The organism is Nguyenibacter vanlangensis (genome assembly GCF_013376155.1).
GTDB classification, from domain to species: Bacteria; Pseudomonadota; Alphaproteobacteria; order Acetobacterales; family Acetobacteraceae; genus Gluconacetobacter; species Gluconacetobacter vanlangensis.
In genome coordinates this window covers 1-1,189 of sequence record NZ_JABXXP010000801.1, presented here as the reverse complement: position 1 = coordinate 1,189, position 1,189 = coordinate 1, and the positions used below count along the sequence as shown (strand labels likewise).

The following is a 1,189-nucleotide window of genomic DNA, read 5'->3' as shown; positions in this document are numbered from 1 at the left end:
GCCGCTGCCGCGTTCCATGCCGCGCGCCTGGCCGATGGGAACGACCCCGACAGCGTCGTCCATGCGGTCGGCGGCATCGCGGCACGGGTCTATCTGGGCCACGCGGACCGTGACGCGCTGATGCCGCCCGAGCAGATCGCGGCCATGGACCGCGCCCTGGCCGAGGCCGGCGTGCATTTCACCACCGAACTCTACAAGGGCGCGCTGCACGGCTTCACCGCGACCGACGCCCCGGTTTATAGCCCCGCGGCGGACGCGCTGCATTTCAAGCGCCTCTTTACCCTGCTGGACGAAACGTTGGGGGATAGCTCTGTTCTTTTTTGAAAAAAAGAACCAAAAAACTTCCGGACGTTCAGGGAATATGTGCCGGCCACACGCAAAGTCCCTAAACGAATAAAAGTCTTTTTGCTTCTTTTTCTTCAGAAAAAGAAGGTTCTTTTTGCCACTGGAGTGATGTTTTGCCGATCTCTCACCGCATGACCGCCGCGCTGTTGCCCGCCCTGATCCTCGCCCAACCTGCCCTTGCCCAGACGCCCCGAGCCCAGACACCCTGGGCGCCGGTCGACCCGGCGCGGATGTCGGCGGCGATGCGCACCCTGGCGTCGGATTCCTTCGCGGGACGGGCGCCGGCGACGGCGGGCGAGGCGAAGACGGTGGCGTGGCTGATCGCGCAATATCGCGCGATCGGGCTGGAGCCGGGGGGCGAGCATGGCGGCTGGACGCAGGTGGTGCCGCTGGTGCGCACCCGCATCGGCACTCCTGCGCGGCTGGACGTCACGATCGGCGGTGCGGCGACGCCTCTGGCGCCGGGGAAGGACATCTATCTTTCGACCCTGGTTCCGGATGCGCGGATCCGGATCGACGGCGCGCCGCTGGTCTTCGTCGGGTACGGCGTGCATGCGCCCGAACGCGGGTGGGACGATTACAAGGGCGTGGACCTGAAGGGCAAGGTCGCGGTCTTCCTAGTCAATGACCCGGATTTCGACGCGCGGCCGGGCGAACCCGTCGCCGGCCGGTTCGGCGGCAGGACGATGACCTATTACGGACGCTGGACCTATAAATATGAGGAAGCGGCCCGGCGCGGGGCGATCGCGGCGCTGATCGTGCATGACACGCCGGGCGCGTCCTATCCGTGGACGACGGTGATCGCGCCGGGCGGCGAGGCGTTCGACATCGCGCGCACCGGCAC

General features: G+C 66.5%; 1 protein-coding gene and 1 pseudogene. Both read left to right on the top strand.

Annotated features, from left to right (window positions below; genetic code table 11):
• The coding region (locus tag HUK84_RS19190) for a dienelactone hydrolase family protein (RefSeq protein ID WP_176641638.1) at positions 1-324 on the top strand (324 nt) is incomplete at its 5' end.
• Positions 325-476: 152 nt separating this feature from the next.
• Positions 477-1,189, top strand: a pseudogene (locus HUK84_RS19185) (PA domain-containing protein); the annotation flags it as partial.